The organism is Hyphomicrobiales bacterium (assembly GCA_002869065.1).
In the GTDB taxonomy this organism is placed as follows: Bacteria; Pseudomonadota; Alphaproteobacteria; order Rhizobiales; family Rhodobiaceae; genus Rhodobium.
The window spans coordinates 420,393-436,808 of the sequence record PKTR01000001.1; the positions used below are offsets into that span (position 1 = coordinate 420,393).

Consider the following 16,416-nt stretch of genomic DNA (forward strand, 5'->3'; position numbering starts at 1 on the left):
GCGGGGAAAAAGCCGGCTAGGCCAGCACGGCCTCGACGGCGGCTTTTGTGGTCGCGACGATCACGTCGGCCTCGGCACGACTGAGGCAGAGCGGCGGCGCGAAGCCGAGGATATCGCCCTCCGGCATGGCGCGCGCGATGACGCCGCGCTTGACCATCTCAGCGGCAATCGTCGGGCCGATCTTGCGCGCCGGATCGAAGAAGACGCGGTCGTCCTTGTCCTCGACCAGCTCGACGGCGCACAAGAGGCCTTCACCGCGGATGTCGCCGACATGGACGTGATCGGCGAGGGCGTCTGCCATCGACTGGTTGAGATAGGCGCCGGTATCGCGGGCATTGTCGACGAGGCCGAGATCGTCGACCAGCTTCAGATTGGCGACGCCGGCGGCAGCGCCGATCGGATGCGCGGAATAGGTCCAGCCATGGCCGATCGGACCCATCTCGTCGGTGCCCTGTTCCAGCACCTTCCAGACCTTTTCGTTGATGATCGAGCCCGACAGCGGCGCGTAGGCCGAGGTCAGCCCCTTGGCGATGGTGATGATGTCGGGTTCGATGCCGTAATGCGTCGAGCCGAACATCGAGCCGAGCCGGCCGAAGCCGGTGACGACCTCATCGGCAATCAACAGGATGTCGTATTTCTGCAGCACAGCCTGAATAGCCGCCCAGTAGCCGGCCGGCGGCGGCACGATGCCACCGGTGCCGAGCACCGGCTCGCCGATGAAGGCGGCGATGGTATCGGGGCCTTCCGCGAGGATGAGGTCCTCGAGCTTTGCCGCGCACTGGGCCGAGAAGGCTTCCTCGCTCATCGAGCGGTCTTCGCGGCGGAAGTAATACGGCGCCTCGGTGTGGATCACCTGCGACAGCGGCAGGTCGAAGGCCTTGTGAAACAGGCCGAGCCCGGTCAGCGAGCCGGTCATCAGGCCGGAGCCGTGATAGCCGCGCCAGCGCGAGATGATCTTCTTCTTTTCCGGCCGCCCGAGCACGTTGTTGTAGTACCAGACGAGCTTGACGTTGGTTTCGTTGGCGTCGGATCCCGACAGGCCGAAATAGACCCGGCTCATATTGGCTGGCGCCCGGTCGATGATCATCTTCGCCAGCGTGATCGAGGCTTCCGTGCCGTGCCCCACATAGGAGTGGTAGTAGGCAAGCTCACGCGCCTGGGCAGCGATCGCCTCGGCCACTTCCTTGCGGCCATAACCGATATTGACGCAGTAGAGCCCGGCGAACGCATCGAGCAGCTTGTTGCCGTCACGGTCGGTGATGTGGACGCCTTCGCCGCCGGTCACGACCCGGTTCGGCATTTCGCCACGGGCGAACTGGCCGAGATGCGTCGAGGCGTGAAAGAAATGATCGTGATCCCATTGATCGAGCTGGTCGTTTCTGAGCATGGCTGTTTCCCGCAAGTGATTGATTGACGGACACTCTAGCCTGCGGCGAGCAGTACGATCTGCTGTTTTTCTCGTATTGAGGAGAGGAATCCGCCGCGGCGAGCCCCGCGCGGACTATTGCCGCCCGAGCAGCAGATCGAGCGGCGGGACGCCGCCCTGCTTGACCGGCTTGGTCACCACATAGGTGAAATAGCGCGCAAGCCCGACGCGGCTCTCCAGCAGCTCGTCGATGAGCCGTTGGTAGGCGTCGATGTCCTTCGTCACCACCTGCAGCAGATAATCGAAACCGCCGCCGAGCGCCCAGCAGGCGACGATCTCGTCGCGCTTCTCGACCGCGCGCTCGAACGCCTGGAAGGTCTCGGCGCGGTGGTTTTCCAGCTCCGCCGTGACGAACACCGTGACATGTGGCGCGACTGCCTTGAGGCTGATCTCGGCGCGATAGGCCTCGATGACGCCGGCTTCTTCCAGCCGCCGCAGCCGCTCGCCGCAGGGCGTCGCCGTGAGATTGACCCGCTTGGCAAGCTCCGCCTTCGACAGGCGGCCCTCGCGCGCAAGGATCGTCAGGATTTGCAGGTCGCGGTCGTCAAGATGCAGCATCGATGGGTCCGGTGGCGCCGGTTGACCCGGCATGTCGGCACAGCATCGCGGTCGGGCGCGTCCTGTCAACTGCTCGCGACCGCAGATTCATACAGGCCCGGCAAAGCCGAGCTTGGCGTCGCCCTCTGCGATGCGGTAAGGCAGGAGAAAGGGACGAGAACGATAAGCCGGCGAAGCAGGGGAACGGAAAGTGGCACTGATCGATGATACCAAGGCGATTCTCGGCGACCTGATCGCGTTTCCGACCGTCTCCAGCGACAGCAATCTCGAACTCATCGCCTACGCCGCTGAAAAGCTCGGCGCGCTCGATGCACGCATCATGATGAGCCTCGATCCGACTGGCCACAAGGCGAATATCTTCGCCTCGCTTGGGCCTGAGGAAGACGGCGGCATCGTTCTGTCCGGCCACAGCGACGTGGTGCCGGTGGAAGGGCAGGACTGGACGTCCGATCCGTTTGCCATGCGCGAGGAGGACGGCCTCCTTTACGGGCGTGGTGCTTGCGACATGAAGGGCTACATCGCAGCAGCGCTTGCGATGGCGCCGCGTTACGCCGAACTCGACCTCAAGCGGCCGGTGCATTTCGCCTTCACCTATGACGAGGAAACCGGGTGCCTGGGCGCCGCACATCTGGTCGAGGAACTTGCCCGCCACGAGATGCACCCTTCAGTCGCCATCATCGGCGAACCGACCGAGATGCGCATCATCGAGGGCCACAAGGGCTGCTACGAATACACGACGACCTTCACCGGGCTGGAAGGTCACGGATCGATGCCGGATGCCGGCGTCAACGCGGTCGAGTATGCCGTGCGCTACATCACGCGGCTGATGGAGCTGCGGACCGAACTGCAGGCGATGGCGCCGGCGAACAGCCGTTTCACGCCGCCCTGGACGACGCTGCAGGTCGGCAGGATGGTCGGTGGCGTCGCCCGCAACATCATCGCCGGCAATTGTGCTGTCGAATGGGAGATGCGGCCGGTACAGCGTTCCGACGCCGACCACGTCAAGCATCACATGAAGGCCTATTGCGATGACGTGCTGTTACCGGCAATGCGCGCGGTCGACGCCGAGGCGGATATCGTCACCACGGTGATTGCCGAGGTTGGCGAACTGGAACCTGCCGACGACAACGAGGCGCGCCGCATCGTGTCGGAACTGACCGGCGCCAATGGAGCCGACGTGGTGTCGTTCGGCACCGAGGGCGGGCTGTTCCAGGACTACGGCATGTCGGTCGTCGTCTGCGGGCCGGGCTCGATCGAACAGGCCCACAAGCCGGACGAATTCGTCAGCGTCTCGCAGCTCGAATCCTGCCTCAAAATGCTGACCGGGCTGGAGCGCAAGCTGACGGCGTGAGTGCCGTCTACGTCACGGACTTGTGCCCGCGATTGGCCAGTGCGCGCTGAATTTCCGGCATGGCATAGCGGGCGCAGGAGCGGCCTTCCTCGATGGCTTCCGCTGCCTGGTCGAAGGCGAAAATGCTCATGTCGGACAGGCGCGGCGTGATCATCACATGCGGCGGCTCGCCGGCCAGCCGCGAGCGGGTGATCCGGTCCTGCATGATGTTGATCGAATTGGCGAGCACCTCAAAATAGCTCGGCGTCTTGGGCTTCGGCTTGAGGAATTCGGTCACCGCCTGACGGGTGCCGTCACGCCAGCTCACCGGCAGGGCGGAAATCGCCTGTTCGACCATCTCGTTGCGGTTTGCAGTGTCGTCGCTGTCCGGTTCCGGCACGGCGCGCCGGCCGACAAGGTCGCCATTGAGATTGACGGCGATGACGAAATTGGCGCCGAGCGCCCGGCAGGTCGAGACGGGAACAGGGTTGACGAGACCGCCGTCGACGTACCAGTCGCCGGCGATCTTCACCGGCGAAAAGATGCCCGGCAACGAGATCGAGGCGCGCACCGCCTTGCCGATCGGACCGGAGGTGAACCATTCCTCGCGACCGCTGGCATAGTCGGTGGCGACCGTTGCGAAAGGGCGGTCGAGGTCTTCGATCGGCGCCGTGATTTCGAGTGTACGCAGCAGTTTCTCGACCGGCTTGCCGCCGATCAGCCCGCCGCCGGTGAGTGAGACGTCAAGGAGGCCGGCCACGTCATGCCAGACGAGGGATTCCGCCCATTCGCGCATCGCTTCGAGCCGCCCCGAAACATAGGCTGCCCCTACAAAGGCGCCGATGGAGCAGCCGGCCACGATATCCGGCCGGATGCCTTCGGCCTCCAGAGCCTCGATGATGCCGATATGCGCAAGACCGCGGGCAGCACCGCTGCCGAGCGCCAGACCGATCACCGGTTTCGCCATCCTTGTCTCCCGTCAAGGCATGCAATTTCCTGAATATCTAATATAGTCGTTGGAATTGCCGTTTCGGATACCGCCGCCGCGAGGCGGTGAGTGAAGGCCTGATTATGCAGACCGGACAAGCCGCCGGGAAGGGAGCCCGCCCATGAGAACCGCACTCGCAGTTATTGCCCTGATATTGTCGCCATCGCTCGCCGCTGCCGAGGACACGACGCCGGTCGCGGAAATCATCAAGGAAAAATGCGCGCTTTGTCATGGGGCCGAGGGTGAGGCGTCGAGCGCGATCTATCCGCGCATCGCCGGCCAGAACCGGGTCTACCTCGCCAAGCAGTTGAAGAACTTCCGCGACGGGACGCGCGTAAGCGACACTATGAACGCCATGGCCGACGATCTGACCGATGAGCAGATCGCGGGCCTTGCCGAGCATTTCAGCTCGCAGGCGCCGCTCGCCCATCGCATCCGCCGTTCCAAGAAGCCGTTGGCTGGCGTTGGCGAGTTCATTTTCCGCTATGGCAATGAATACACCGAGATCCCGCCCTGCACATCGTGCCATGGTGAGAACGGCGAGGGTGACGAGAACCTGCCGCGTCTCGCCGGTCAGCATCAGAACTACGTGATCAGCCAGCTCGAAGCCTTCCACGAGCGCAAGCGCACCAACGACAATGCGATCATGCACACCATCGCCAAGAATCTCACCATGCTGGAGATGGACGCCGTAGCGCTCTATGTCAGCGGACTGCGCCCGGCCGGCAACGAGACTGTGTCGGATAAGGAAGAACCCACGAACGACTAGAGCGTATTTCCGTAAAGTGGGAACCGCTTTTCGGACAGGAATACGCGTCGAAAAAAAGCGCGCCTCTCGTGAAGCCGACGTCACGAAGAGCTCTCTGGTACGCGATCAGATGTGGGATTTGTGAGCTGCATTGAAGTGCTCGGCGGCATGGATTGCCCGGCGCAGGTGGCGGTTCGCGCGCGCATCGAGCGCAATCACGCCCCACGCCACCCCGAACAGCAGGTAGAGATGCCGCCAGTGATCGGTGTCGATGATCGCCTGCACGATCGAATGACCAACCAGCACGGCGAGGACGCACTGCGCATAGGGTTGCCACGGGCGGCGCTGGAAGGCGACCGGCACGAGGCGGAACAGCGTCCAGAAATACAACACGAAATAGCTGATGCCGCCGATCCAGCCATAGGCGACGAAGGCTTTCAGATAGGTGTTATGCGGGTCTTCGGGAAAGAACATCGCGAAGTCGAACGGCCCGATGCCGAGAGGCCTTTCCAGCACGAGTTCGAAGCCGAGAAGGTGGCGGGCGAAACGGCCGAGCCGGCCACCATCGTAGTTCTGGACGAGGTGCGCGCGTTCGGCGAACAGCTTGCCGGCGCTCTCCGTCGACAGCACGACGACCAGCACGAGAAAGATGACGAAGATTGCGACAAGCCCGATGCCGAGCAGGCGGACCCGCTTGCGCGGGTCGCGCTCGTTGATGAACACCATCGCGCCGACGAACGCCGAGGCGAACGCCGTTAGGCCCCAGGCGGCGCGCGAAAAGGCGAGCAGGATCGCGATTGCCAGAATGGCCAGCGCGACGATCCGCATCGGCAGCTTTGAGAGCGGCTGGGTCAGGACCTCGCGCACCAGCATGACGGTCGGCAGAACGAGGAACGGCCCGAAAACATTCGGATCCTCGAAGGTGCCCTTGGCGCGGCCGTACAGCGTGAAGATGCCGCTGCCGGGAAGCAGGTGGAAGTAGCCGATGATGCCGGTGAGCGCGGCGACAACGGCCGCCGCGACATAGGCGTTGCGCAGGGTGGTCAATCGGTTCGGATCATCGGCGATGGCCGCTGCATAGAGCACCGATGTCGAGATCAGGAACCCGGTGATCGCCATATACATGATCACCTGCGAGTTCATCACCGAGCTTTGCGTCATGGAGACGAGCCCGCCGCTGATGAACAGCAGCATCAGCACGATCAGCGGCGCGAATTCGCGTTGCAGTTTCAGCCCGAGAATGAACCAGAAGAAAATGACCGCCGCGACGAACAAATCGTAAGGGGCGGGCTCGTTGATCACGAACCCGCCCAGAAAGACGCATACCCAGAAAATGCCGCCGGAAAGGCGGGCCGGAGCGACAAGCCATGGTCTGGCAACGCCGCCGCCGGCACTAAGGGCCGCGGTCAATAGGCGTTCTCCGTGTTGAGAAGCCGGATCGGCGTCATGAACAGGATGTAGAGATCGAACAGCAGCGACCAGTTCTCGATGTAGTAGAGGTCGTAGTCGACGCGGTTGCGGATCTTGTCCGACGTATCGGTTTCGCCGCGATAGCCGTTGATCTGCGCCCAGCCGGTGACGCCGGGTTTGACGCGGTGGCGGGCGAAGTAGCCGTCGACGACCTGCTCGTAAAGCTGACCGGCGGCCTTGGCCGAACGCGCGTGCGGACGCGGGCCGACCAGCGACAGGTCACCACGCAGCACATTGAACAGCTGCGGCAGCTCGTCGATCGACGTACGGCGAATGAACCGGCCGACCTTGGTGACGCGGTCATCGTCCTTGGTGACGAGCTTCGATGCGTCGGCATCTGCCTTGTCGGTGAACATCGAGCGGAACTTGAAGACGTCGACCATCTCGTTGTTGAAGCCGTAGCGCTTCTGGCGGAACAGGGCCGGGCCCGGGCTTTCGATGCGCACCGCAAGCGCGGTCGCCAGCATGATCGGCGAAGCCAGGATCAGTGCGGTGCTCGCAAACATCAGATCGAACAGCCGCTTGAGGATCGAGTTCCAGTCGGCGATCGGCTTGGTGAAGACGTCGACGAACGGCACGGCGCCGACATATTTGTAGGCACGCGGGCGGTAGTGCAGCTTGTCGGTATGCGCGGCAAGGCGAATATCGACCGGCAGCACCCACAGTTTTTTCAGCATCTCGCCGACGCGGCCTTCCGCCGTCAGCGGAATGGTGACGATCAGAAGGTCGACGCGGGCGATGCGCGCGAACTCGACCAGTTCCGAGATCGTGCCGAGCTTCGGATAACCGGCAACCACGGGCGGCGAACGATCGTCGCTACGGTCGTCGAAAATGCCACAGATGCGGATCTCGTTGTCGGGCTGGGATTCGAGCGAGATGATCAGTTCTTCCGCCGACTTGCCGCCGCCGACGATAACCGCGCGGCGCTCCAGCCGGCCTTCGCTCGACCAGCCACGCACGATGATGGCAAGGCCGGTGCGGAAGAAGGCAAAGAAGACGAGGCCGCTGACATACCAGGTGACGAACCAGACGCGCGAGTAGTACTCGCCGACCTTGGCGAAGAACATCATCGTCGCGACAAAGGCGAACACGATCGTCCAGGCGGCGAAGATCTTGCCGAGCTGGCGCATATAGGTGTGCATGTTGCCGATGGTGTAACCGTCGGAAGCGTGGATCAGCATCACCGCCAGCGCCGAACCGGCAAGCAGTGGCAACCCGTAGAGGAGCGCGAAGCCTTCTTCCGGGTACACATAGAGCCGGAAGACGACGAGCCCGATCAGCGCGAGCACGGTGAATTCGATGAGCCGGACGGTGCCGGCGACCACACTTGGCGAAACGGTCTGGCCGGTGAAATGGGCCGCGACCTTGCGCGCGAGGGTGCCGAGTTCGACCTTGCGTTCTTCGGTCGGTTCGGGGCCAAGGTCATGAATCGCAGCCGGATTTCCGGCGCGCGCCGCGGCCTTGTAGACCGTGCTGGGGTTGATCTGGTTCATCGACATTTCCAGTCCCACGTATGCATTTCTAAAAAGTGTAGCGAAAACAGCCTAATAAACGCTTTACTCAGCGGCACTTCGGGCCGTGCCGGAAAGCGGTGAGGAAGCCGGGGCACGGCTGTCGAGGGTGTCGCGATAGAATTGTTCGATTTCGTGCGCCATCGCCGAGCAGGAGAACCGCGCGTGCAGACGATTGGCGCGCTGCACGGCGGCAGAGACCGCGGTCTCGCGGTCGCCGAGCAGTTTCGCCATTTCCCTGGCGAGCGCAGCGGGATCGTCGGCGGGAACCATCTGTTCGGTGTCGTCATGAAGAATTTCCGGGATGCCGCCGACCCGGCTGGCGACGATCGGTTTGCCGGCCGCAATCGCCTCGAGCACGATGTAGGGCATCGACTCGGCCCGTGACGGCACGATCACCGCATCCGCCATGGCAAACGCCTTGCGCGCCGGCATCGCCGGGTGGAACGTCACGCGCTCTTCAAGCCCGAGCGCCGCAACCAGCGCTTCCAGCGAGGGTTTGTCGTCACCGTCGCCGACGATCGCAGCATTGGCCGGTTTGCCGTTGTCGCGTGCCGGGAGGGCGGCGAGCGCGCGGATGAACACATCCGGGCCCTTGAGGTCGCGCAGGGTGCCGATGAACAGGAAGTCGCGACCGCCGGCTTCTGTCGGAACAGGCCGGAATTCTTCGTCGCGCAAGCCGTTGTAGACGACTCGGACCGCAACGCGCGGCGTGCCGACCTTTTGCTCGTATTGCTCCGCCTCGTAGCGGCTGACGAAGACGAGCCCGTCGCTCATGCGCTCGAACAGCCGTTCGACAGCGAAATAGATCCGGCCCTGGAGGCTTCCTGCCGAATAGTGAAGGCTGCCGCCATGCGGGCAGTAGAGCCGCGTGACCTTGTGGCCGCCCATGCGCAACAGCGTGCCGGCGAGGCGGGCGAAGATGCCTCCCTTGGCGCCGTGGCCGTGCAGGACATCGGGTTTCAGCGTCCGCAGATGGCGGGTGACGGCGAGTGCCGCCGGAACGTCTTTCGGGCTGATGCTGCGCGGCATCGCAATGCGGTGCATACCGAGCGCGAGATAGGGTTTGATCTCGGCGAGTTGGCGTTCTTCATGCGGACCGCCGGTCAGCGAGTCGCATAACAGGCCGACATGGTGGCCGGCCGCGTGCTGCTCGCGAACGAGGTCGAGGATATGTCTGAGCACACCGCCGACCGGTGCCCTGACGCAATGGACGATTGATAGTGGCTTGCCCGTCGCCATCCCATGCCTCCCGATGAAACGCCGTCCCGACGTTCTGCCGGTGACGATTTCATTGTTTTGCATAGGAAAAAGAGGTCTCGACCGCGTTAATTCCGGCCGAAACGGAAACGAATTCGCTCAAATCTTCTCCGATATGGTGAACGCCTCGTCACCAATGCGGCGGGAACAGAGAAGGGGAAAACCGGGCTGGCCGGCGGTCAGAACAGCCGTTCACGCACGTGGATGGTGTCGCCGGGACGGATCGGATCGGTGATCGGAACGCGCCCGGAGAGCACTTCGCCATTGAGCTGACGGGTAATGTCGACGCTCTTCTGCTCGGCCCGTGCGGTGAAGCCGCCTGCCGTCGCAATCGCCATTTGTGCCGTCAGGCCGGCAACATACGGGAACTGACCGGCGTTTCGGACTTCGCCCATGATGAAGATAGAGCGGTATTTCGCAACTTCGACAGAGACGTCGGGCTCGCGGATGTAGCCTTGCTTCAACTTGGTCGCGACCGAGCTTTCGAGCAGGTTGATGGTCGCACCACGGGCCGGCACGAAGCCGATCAACGGCATCGAGATATAACCGGCCTGGTCGACGGTATAGGTGTTCGACAGGTCGTCCTGGCCGAACACGACCACACGAACCTGGTCACCGCTGTCAAGCTGATAGGGCTCCGTCAGGACCTGATGAAAGGCCGTCGGGGGCCGGCGATAGCCGCTGCAGGAGGCGATAACCGCCCCCAGGCACACGATCACCACGAACCGCAACACCTGCATGGTGATTTCCTCGTTCATCCACGACGCTGTTATGAGCCCGTTAGGGTTAACGCTTGGTGAAATCGTTCTGGCTGCAATCCGTGCCGGATTGAATAAAGGCGAAAAACCAGCGCTTTGACTCGGGTTTGCCGCCGGCGGTTAACCGGTTGCTTACCTTAACAAAGGGATACTGCGTTCATCGAAGTGGGAATCGGACGACGATGAACGAGCGTGGATACATGGCAGGCGAAGAGGTCGCCATCGACCTGAAAGGGTTGATGCTCGCGGTATGGCGCGCCAAGCGTTGGATCATCCCGGCAACCGTGTTGCTCGGTCTCGCGACGGCGTTCCTGCTGTCGCAGATGACGCCGCGCTACAAGGGCGAGGCAAAGATTCTTATTGAGTCGCGTGAAGCCGTGCTCGGCGGGGACAAGCAGGCGGGCGCCGAAGGCGACCGTACGCTGCTCGACCAGGAGGGCATCGCCAGTCAGGTGCAGCTTCTGAAGTCACGCGATCTGGCTCGCTCGGTCGCCCGCAAGCTGAAGCTCTCCGATCTCGCCGAATTCAATCCGGCCGGCAAGGGCGGTGGCTCGCTGATTGGCGATCTGGGAATTCTGTTCGGCCTGTCCAAGGATCCGCTTCGCATTTCGCCGGAAGAGCGTGTGCTGGAGGCCTATTTCCGGGCGGTCAACATCTATCCGATCGAGAAGACGCGTGTCATAGCGGTCGAATTCTCGTCGCGTGACCGCCAACTTGCCGCGCGCGCCGCGAACGAGATCGTCGCGTCGTATTTCGAGCTGCAGTCGAATGTGAAGCGCTCGCAGACCGAGGACGAGGCCGCGATTCTCGAACCGGAAATCGCCAAGCTGCAGGCCGAGGTCAAGGCAGCGGAAGAAGAGGCCGAGAAATACCGCGCCGGCGCCGGGCTGTTTGTCGGCACCAACAATACGACGCTGGTGCAGCAGCAGATGGCGGAGCTGAGCACGCAGCTCTCCAATGCCGATGCCCAGAAGGCGGAAGCACAGGCGAAGGCCAGCCTCGTGCGCAGCCTGTTGCAGCGCGGCGCGGTCAATGGCTCGTCTGAGGTCCTGAACTCGCAGCTGATCCAGCGTCTGCGCGAACGGCAGGTGACCCTGCGCGCGCAATTGGCGGAAGTCTCGACGACGCTGCTCGACAACCATCCGCGTATCAAGGCGCTACGCTCGCAGCTCGCCGACCTCGATGGTCAGATCCGACAGGAAGTTCGCAAGATCCTCGCCGGGCTCGAAAGCGATGTTAGCGTGGCCACGAAGCGTATCGACGCGATCAGGGCCCGCTTGAACGAGGTGAAGGCCGAGTCGGCCGGCGCCAGCGAAAGCAGTGTGCGGCTGCGCGAACTGCAGCGCGATGCCGAGATCAAGAGCAAGCGCCTGGCGCTTCTGCTAGACCGCTACCGTCAGGCCGAGGCCGGTCGTACTGCCGAGAACCTGCCGGTCGATGCCCGCGCCATTTCGCGCGCGACGACTCCGCTTGCGCCGTATTTCCCGAAGGTGATGCCGATCACGATCGCAGTCACGCTCGGTGGCTTCCTGATCATGATCGCGCTGGTTCTGGTGCGCGAGTTCCTGTCGGGTCACGCCTTGCACGTCGTCGCGTCCGCACCTGTCGAACCGGCGCCGCCGGCAGCGGGTGCCGTCCCGATGGAAGCGCAGGTGCGCTGGAACGACAGCAACAATCTGCATCGGATGATGCCACCGGAGCCCGCCGTCGCGGCCGAGCATGTCAGGCTTGAAACCGCCCGCGAGATCTGGCGCCGTATCCGCCGTGAAGGCAAGGCGGCGAAGCGGATCGTTGTCGCTTCGGCCGTTGCCGGCGAATGCGGGCGTCGTGCAGCCTTCGCATTGGTCCGTAGCGCTGCCTCGGATGCGGCCTGCCGCGCCGTGATGATCGACACCTTTGGGCCGAGCGACGGCAATCATGCCGACGACGTTGCCGCGTTGCCCGGTATCACCGATCTGATCGCCGGTTCGGTGTCGTTTGCCCAGGTCATTTTCCGTGATCGCCAGTCGCGCGCCCACATCGTTCCGCGCGGCACGGGAGCCGTCACCGATGAGGATCTCGCCGGAGAGCGCTTCCACACGGTGCTCGATGCTCTCGACTACACCTATGATCACCTGATCCTCGATGCCGGGCCGCTGACCTTCGGGCGCGGTGTCGCGCGCTTGCTGGTCGATGCCGACCACGTCGTGCTCGCGACGACGGGCAGCGTTACCGATACGCAGACGTCGATCGCCTACGACATGCTCTTGCGAAACGGCGTCGAAGCGGTCTCGGTTGTGTCGATTGCCGAACCGCCGGTGCCGACCGGAACCGACGACGGGTCGCTCGGTGCGGTTGCCTGACGGGATTCAATTCACCGGCAATCATCAGACATGAAAAAGGCGCGGTTCTGAACCGCGCCTTTTTCGTTTCGCCGGAAGGTCGGGAAAATCACAGAATGCTGCAATGGTGCAGGGTACGCCGTGTCGCCGCCGCGAAGCCCATCAGTTTCGGGTTCTGCTTCACGGTGCGTTTGGCCGCCAGCTTGGCAGTGAGAAGGCCGGCATCGATACGTCCGCGCATGCTGATCGGGAAAAGCGTCTCGAACAATGTCTCGCGCTGGTCGCACCAGGCGAGTTTGTAGCGGGCTTCGCCGATGCCGAGGTCGAAGGCCGTCAGGCCGCGTTCGCAGCACGTGCGGATGATTTCGGTCAGCAACAATTCGCCCGGGCTGACACGGGTGTACTCGTCGGTCGCGATCGAATTGAAGAAGCCGGAGAAGCGCCCGTCAGCAACGCCACCGGCATAGGTCGCGCGCAGTTTGCCGTCGATCTCAAGTCCGTAGAGTTCGATGGCCGGCGTGTCGCTGTCGATCGAATGAGCGATCAACTCGGTGAGGAAGGCGTCGACACCCTTGTTGGCGAACGCGTTGTGAATGCCCTGGGCGTCGAAGCGTTCGGCCTTCTGGGCGCAGAACGCGTCGAGGATGCGGCTGGCTTCGGCGACGGTGGTTGCTCGAATGAAGCGGTAACCGCCAACGTCCTTCAAGGCGTTTTTCTGCCAGCGCAGTTTCTTGCGCCCGCGCGACCCGCGCCGCTCTTTGAGCAGGGCGTCGAAATCCGGCATCAGTGTGGTTGCGAAGGCATTGTTCGCGGCCGGATGGTTCGGCAGAAGCGAGAACGGATTGCGCTGTCCCTGCCAGACATGCGGCTGGTTGCAAAGATGGATCAGGTCGATCTGGTCGTCGGCAGCGCCCACCCGCTTGAGGATATCAAACAGCGTTGTCGCATCGATCTCGGCCATGAAGTCGCGGTCGAACAGCCCCAGATTGTAGTTCGCATGCGTGCCGCCGAGGAAGCGGATGATCGTCCCGAGCTGCCCGCGGGTGAGACCGAAAGGCAGAACGAGAACCGGGCGGCCGTCTTTTTCGACCGTTACGATGCGCGGTTCGACACCACTGGCTGCGCCGACATGGCGGTGCCAGGAGGAAATCCATTCGTATCGCTGGTAAGCCGTGAACAACCCCGTGGCTTCGAGCGCCAGCCAGGCCTCGCGTGCCGCGTCGAACGTATCGGTGACGTGGACCGAAACGGCCTGTGCAACACGCTCTTGATGGACCGTCTCTACCGCCTCGTCAGAGACGTCGTCGACGATCGGGAACACCATGCCGGGGTTGAGAAGTGCGGAACGCATACTCTGAAATCCGTGACTTCCAAGGGGTTGCGAACCATTAGCAAGCAAATCTAAAGATTCAGTGTTTAGTGTTCTCGTCGACTGCTTGGGCAGGGCGACTCATGCCTCCACGCAGTCGCTGAACCGGTAGGGGTTGCTCTTCATGGCGGTTGTTCCGTTTCTGACCCGGCGTGATCTTTACAAGGCCGGGCTTGAGGTCTTTCACCGGACCGGAATGGACCGGGTATTCTCGGACCAGTGGCGCGGCATGGGCGGAATCCTGATGTTCCACCGTGTCGAGGACCTGCCGGCCAACGAGTTCCACCCCAACCGCAATCTCTCTGTTTCCCCGGCATTCTTCGAGCAGGTGCTCGATTTCATCGAGGCGAGCGGCCTCGAAGTTGTGTCTCTGGACGAGGTGCACCGGCGCCTGGTCGAGGGCTATGACGGCGACCGCCGGTTCGTGGCGCTGACCTTCGATGACGGCTTCATCGACAACTACACCACCGCCTATCCGGTGCTGAAAAAACGCGGAATGCCGTTCACGATCTATGTCGCGACGGGGCTCATCGACAACACGCTCGAGATGTGGTGGGTGGCGCTCGAAACGATCATCCGCGACCAGAACGAGGTCGTCGCCGAATTGCCCGGCGAGACTCTGACCTTCGATTGTTCGACCAAGGCCGGCAAGGCGCAGGCTTATCGTCAGCTCGGCGACCGTATTGCCACCCATGTCAGCGAGGACGAGCAGCGCCGCTTCGTCGAGCGCTTCGCGGAGCGTTACGGGCTCGATCTCGAAGCGTTGTGTGCCCGCGAGGGGATGACCTGGGACCAGGTGCGTGAACTCGATGCTGATCCGCTGGTCACCATCGGCGGCCATACCGAAAAGCACCACGCGCTCGCCCGTCTCGACCGTGAGGCAATGCTGGCCGATATCCAGAGCGGTATCGACCGGCTGACCGAAAAGCTCGGTCACGGCCCGCAGCATTTCGCCTATCCCTACGGGCTGCCGTCGGTTGCCGGCCCGCGTGAATTCGATGCCGCGAAGGCGTTCGGTTTCAAGACCGCGGTGACGACCCGTCCGGGCGTGCTGTTCCCCGAACACAGGGATCACCTGACGGCGCTGCCGCGGGTCTCGGTCAACGGCGAATTCCAGCAGATCCGCTATCTGGAAATGCTGCTCGCGGGCTGGCCGTTCGCGCTCTTCAACCGCTTCCGCAAGCTCAACGTCGCCTGATTTCTCCCGGTTTTCAAAAAGCGCGGTCTACCGGGGTTCTTCGCCCGGGTTCGGCTTCTGCATCCACGTGATCAGTGGCGCGCAGGGGATCACCCAAAGGAAGCCGGCGACCATGTAGTAGACGATCTGCACCCAGGTGGCCTTGTCCGGCAGAATGATCGACGCGAGCAGCATCGCCGTCAGCGAATAGACGATGACGAAGGCGACAAGCACCCACATTCCGATGAATTTCCGTGTCCGCTGCCGCATGGCGATCCCTTTTCGTTTAGGGCCGCTGTCATAGCCAAAATCGTTCCGGAAAGCGATGGCGAAAGGCGCTCTTTCGTCGAAACGCCGCAGGAAAGGTTTGAGCAGTCCGTTCAAACTCTATATCCAGCCGGGAGTGAGAATTTCGGGCGAGGGGATCATGACGGCGAGCGCGGCGGGTATTCACGAGAGTTCGGTCGAGGCCTTCAGGAACCGCGGGCTGGTGCGCGCGTGGCTCTATCTCGTCGCGCTGATGATCTTCGCGATGGTGGTCGTCGGCGGGGCGACCCGGCTGACCGACTCCGGCCTGTCGATCACCGAGTGGCAGCCGATCCATGGCGCCATTCCGCCGCTGTCGGAAGCTGAATGGCAGGAAGAATTCGAGAAATACCAGCAGATTCCCGAATACCAGTACGTCAACAAGGGCATGTCGCTCGACGACTTCAAGGCGATTTACTGGTGGGAGTGGGCGCACCGCCTGCTTGGCCGCCTGATCGGCTTCGTGGTCGCGGTCCCGCTCGTGTTCTTCTGGGCGACTGGGCGGCTTGAGGGATGGCTGAAACCGCGCCTTGTCGGCCTGTTCCTGCTTGGCGGAGCGCAAGGCGCGATCGGCTGGTGGATGGTTGCGTCCGGTCTCGCAGAACGCGTCGACGTCAGCCAGTACCGCCTCGCCACACATCTGACGCTTGCCTGCATTCTGTTCGCCTATACGGTCTGGCTCGCCGAAAGCGTTTCGACGCGGGACAACGCGGCGGAGGCGGGCGCATCGGCGCGGCCGTTTGCCTGGGCGATGCTCATCGCGATCTTCATTCAGATCTATTTTGGCGCGCTGGTCGCCGGGCTCGATGCCGGAATGGCCTACAACACCTGGCCATTGATGGACGGTTCGGTCATCCCGTCCGGTCTGCTGGCGCTTGAGCCGGCCTGGCGCAACTTCTTCGAAAGCGGGCTGACGGTGCAGTTCCAGCACCGGGTCTTTGCCTATCTCTTGCTGATCCTCGCGCTGTGGCAGGGCCACGTCGCCTTCTGGCGGCCGTTCGAGGCAAGTGCGAAGCGCCGCGCGCTGCTGATCCTCGTCGTCGCGCTGGCTCAGGCGGCGGTCGGCATCGCCACGCTGCTCTACGTGGTGCCGCTCGATATCGCGCTGACCCATCAGGCCGGTGCGATCATCCTGCTCGGTCTTGCCGTCATCCACCTGCGCCGGCTCTATCCCGCGCGGCTGTTCTGACGCGG

The 16,416-nt window shown here is 63.0% G+C and carries 14 protein-coding genes; 5 read left to right on the top strand and 9 right to left on the bottom strand.

What is annotated here, in order from left to right:
• Window positions 1-16 precede the first annotated feature (16 nt).
• Window positions 17-1,387, bottom strand: coding sequence for a hypothetical protein (locus C0606_01960; protein ID PLX39318.1), 1,371 nt, complete (start codon window positions 1,385-1,387; stop codon window positions 17-19).
• Between the two features lie 114 nt (window positions 1,388-1,501).
• Window positions 1,502-1,981 carry an AsnC family transcriptional regulator gene (locus tag C0606_01965; GenBank protein PLX39658.1) on the bottom strand — a complete coding sequence of 160 codons (480 nt, stop codon included), beginning with the start codon at window positions 1,979-1,981 and terminating at the stop codon, window positions 1,502-1,504.
• Between the two features lie 199 nt (window positions 1,982-2,180).
• On the opposite strand from C0606_01965, the gene argE reads away from it, so the two are divergent.
• Complete coding sequence (gene argE, locus C0606_01970; protein ID PLX39659.1) at window positions 2,181-3,335, top strand: acetylornithine deacetylase; 1,155 nt, start codon at window positions 2,181-2,183, stop codon at window positions 3,333-3,335.
• A gap of 7 nt (window positions 3,336-3,342) precedes the next feature.
• On the opposite strand, the gene C0606_01975 is transcribed toward argE, so the two are convergent.
• Complete coding sequence (locus C0606_01975) at window positions 3,343-4,281, bottom strand: patatin (protein ID PLX39319.1); 939 nt, start codon at window positions 4,279-4,281, stop codon at window positions 3,343-3,345.
• A gap of 142 nt (window positions 4,282-4,423) precedes the next feature.
• On the opposite strand from C0606_01975, the gene C0606_01980 reads away from it, so the two are divergent.
• Window positions 4,424-5,071, top strand: a complete 648-nt coding sequence (locus C0606_01980) for a cytochrome c, class I (protein PLX39320.1) — start codon at window positions 4,424-4,426, stop codon at window positions 5,069-5,071.
• A 105-nt stretch (window positions 5,072-5,176) separates the two neighbouring features.
• On the opposite strand, the gene C0606_01985 is transcribed toward C0606_01980, so the two are convergent.
• The 4 genes from C0606_01985 to C0606_02000 all read right to left on the bottom strand — a co-directional run bounded on the left by C0606_01985 (window position 5,177) and on the right by C0606_02000 (window position 10,031).
• Entirely contained in the window at window positions 5,177-6,460 is a 1,284-nt protein-coding gene (locus tag C0606_01985) for a hypothetical protein (protein PLX39321.1), read from the bottom strand.
• Window positions 6,457-8,013: an undecaprenyl-phosphate glucose phosphotransferase gene (locus C0606_01990; protein ID PLX39660.1), complete on the bottom strand. Its 1,557-nt coding sequence runs from the start codon at window positions 8,011-8,013 to the stop codon at window positions 6,457-6,459. The genes C0606_01985 and C0606_01990 overlap by 4 nt, the downstream gene beginning before the upstream one ends.
• A gap of 63 nt (window positions 8,014-8,076) precedes the next feature.
• Window positions 8,077-9,273, bottom strand: a complete 1,197-nt coding sequence (locus C0606_01995; GenBank protein ID PLX39322.1) for a glycosyl transferase — start codon at window positions 9,271-9,273, stop codon at window positions 8,077-8,079.
• Between the two features lie 197 nt (window positions 9,274-9,470).
• Window positions 9,471-10,031 (bottom strand): sugar transporter, encoded by a 561-nt coding sequence (locus C0606_02000; protein ID PLX39661.1) that lies wholly within the window; start codon window positions 10,029-10,031, stop codon window positions 9,471-9,473.
• A gap of 200 nt (window positions 10,032-10,231) precedes the next feature.
• On the opposite strand from C0606_02000, the gene C0606_02005 reads away from it, so the two are divergent.
• Window positions 10,232-12,391 (top strand): succinoglycan transporter, encoded by a 2,160-nt coding sequence (locus C0606_02005; protein PLX39323.1) that lies wholly within the window; start codon window positions 10,232-10,234, stop codon window positions 12,389-12,391.
• An 88-nt stretch (window positions 12,392-12,479) separates the two neighbouring features.
• Here the strand turns inward: C0606_02005 and C0606_02010 are convergent, their stop codons facing one another.
• Window positions 12,480-13,721 (bottom strand): hypothetical protein, encoded by a 1,242-nt coding sequence (locus C0606_02010; GenBank protein ID PLX39324.1) that lies wholly within the window; start codon window positions 13,719-13,721, stop codon window positions 12,480-12,482.
• 142 nt (window positions 13,722-13,863) lie between these two features.
• Between C0606_02010 and C0606_02015 the strand changes: the two genes are divergently transcribed.
• Entirely contained in the window at window positions 13,864-14,937 is a 1,074-nt protein-coding gene (locus C0606_02015) for a polysaccharide deacetylase (GenBank protein PLX39325.1), read from the top strand.
• 27 nt (window positions 14,938-14,964) lie between these two features.
• Here the strand turns inward: C0606_02015 and C0606_02020 are convergent, their stop codons facing one another.
• Entirely contained in the window at window positions 14,965-15,186 is a 222-nt protein-coding gene (locus tag C0606_02020) for a DUF2842 domain-containing protein (protein ID PLX39326.1), read from the bottom strand.
• Window positions 15,187-15,343: 157 nt separating this feature from the next.
• Between C0606_02020 and C0606_02025 the strand changes: the two genes are divergently transcribed.
• The gene (locus C0606_02025; GenBank protein ID PLX39327.1) at window positions 15,344-16,411 is read left to right on the top strand and encodes a heme A synthase; all 1,068 of its coding nucleotides are present in this window, start codon (window positions 15,344-15,346) and stop codon (window positions 16,409-16,411) included.
• Window positions 16,412-16,416: the final 5 nt, after the last annotated feature.